Origin of the sequence: Gluconobacter potus (genome assembly GCF_015244705.1) — a bacterium.
Lineage (GTDB): Bacteria > Pseudomonadota > Alphaproteobacteria > Acetobacterales > Acetobacteraceae > Gluconobacter > Gluconobacter potus.
In genome coordinates this window covers 1-1,927 of sequence record NZ_JABCQF010000048.1, presented here as the reverse complement: position 1 = coordinate 1,927, position 1,927 = coordinate 1, and the positions used below count along the sequence as shown (strand labels likewise).

1 protein-coding gene and 1 pseudogene are annotated in these 1,927 nt (G+C 59.1%); one reads left to right on the top strand and one right to left on the bottom strand.

The genetic code is table 11. The features are described 5' to 3' along the window. Positions 1–253 (top strand): alpha/beta hydrolase-fold protein (locus HKD31_RS15870; protein ID WP_255520141.1); only part of this gene is annotated, 253 nt, incomplete at its 5' end. A gap of 441 nt (positions 254–694) precedes the next feature. Here the strand turns inward: HKD31_RS15870 and HKD31_RS15865 are convergent. Beyond that, positions 695–1,796 (bottom strand): annotated as a pseudogene (locus HKD31_RS15865) (IS91 family transposase); the annotation flags it as partial. Positions 1,797–1,927 lie beyond the last annotated feature (131 nt).

The window sequence follows — 1,927 nt, the reverse complement described above, 5'->3', positions numbered from 1 at the left end:
TGCCAGTTGGGCAGCCTATGACCCGCTTGAACTTGTGCGGACAGCGAAGGAAAGACTGCCTGTTCTGATAGATCAGGGTCTGGCGGACCAGTTTCTGAAAGAACAGCTCAGACCAGAACTGTTCCAGGAAGCCGCACAGAATGCAGGGCAGGAACTCATCCTGAATCTTCGTCCTGATTACGATCACAGTTATTATTTTATAGCCAGTTTCATTGCAGATCATCTCAGACATTTCGTGAGTAAACTAGGATGAACAGATTGTCAGATTTTTTGGATCCGCGCTTTTCTGGCTTCGGGTGGAGACGAAATCTGTTAGGGGCGTCTTGGAAACTGTGGAATTAACTGGCGGCTTTCTGCATCTTTTGTCCGGAAGCAGACATTCCGTTTGCCTGAAGGGTTTCGGGCGCCGCGAGGCGTACGAAAGTCTGGGAAGACCGAACCCGCGACACCGAGACTCAGTTATGGGGAATTTGCAACTGGCGCTGCCCTGAGGCGCCTCTGAGCGGGGTCACGTGGCGACATTCGTGACGCGACAAAGGGTGTTTCCCGCTGATCCTACACATGAAGATGACAGGATCTTCAGGGCCAGGTGCGCGCTTTCCGTCGTTTTTTCGCGTTTTACGTAAGCCTGTCGGTGCGCCGGAACGAGACGGTTCCGGCAGGCATCGGGTTATAGGGTCATGTCTGCCGATCATCATGCTGATCTCCCGGCCAGATCAGTCGTCCGTGGCGGTCCTCTGGGCTGGCACCAGCGGGGAAGGATCGGGATGACGACCATCGGACCACCACAGCATGGGCAGGGCGGTGGCATGACCGGTTCGGGTTCCGTGACTTCTGGTGCTGGCATGGGTATGACCTTCAGCAGGTCCCGCACCCGAGCGAGGCTGGCCTTGCGATTGGAACTGGCCAGCAGGCCATAATGGCGGATGCGATGAAATCCCCGTGGCAGGACATGCAGCATGAAACGGCGGATGAACTCATCCGTGGCGAGTGTCATGACCTGCTGCTGGTGGGCCGTGTCCCGTCGGTAGTCCTTGTAGCGAAACGTCACGCCGTTTTCGTTGAACGCCAGAAGGCGACGGTTCGAGATGGCAACGCGGTGGGTATAGCGCGACAGGTAGGCCAGCACCGCTTTGGGACCCGCAAAAGGTGGTTTGGCGTAGACAACCCAGCGTCGGCTGCGCACGGGGGCCAGATACCGCAGAAAGGCACGGCGGTCTGCCAGGAAAGCAAGCTGGCCCCGAAAGGCCAGCCGGTCGGCGTCGAAAAATGCCAGAAGCCGGGTGAGGAACAGACGGCGGAACAGCTTGCCCAGCACCCGGACGGGCAGCAGGAAAGCCGGGCGCGACGAGATCCAGCGCTGGGCATCGGGCGAGAGCCCGCCACCTGGCACGATCATGTGCACATGGGGATGGTGGGTCAGCGCCGAACCCCAACTGTGCAGCACGGCGGTGATGCCGATGCGGGCACCCAGATGCCGGGGATCGGCGGCGATCGGCGGCGATCGTCATCATCGTCTCCGAGGCCGCCTGGAACAGCAGGGCGTAGAGAACGGCCTTGTTCTGCAGCGCGATGTCGGCGATCCGCGCCGGCAGGGTGAAGACGACATGGAAATACCCGACCGGCAGCAGATCGGCCTCACGTTCGGCCAGCCATGTCCGTGCGGCGTTCCCCTGACAGCGCGGACAATGACGGTTGCGGCAACTGTTATAGGCGATCCGCCTGTGTCCACAGTCCCCGCACGCTGCGACATGACCACCAAGGGCTGCGGTGCGACAGTGTTCGATTGCCGACATTGTTGATTTTCACTGAGAACTGGGTTCTTCCGTACTTTTCGTGATGATGTTTTTTGATTATGCGGGCTGAAGGACACGCGCCCTGAGGAGTTCGAAGCCTGCTCTTCCGAACATGGTTCGCTTGATCATTT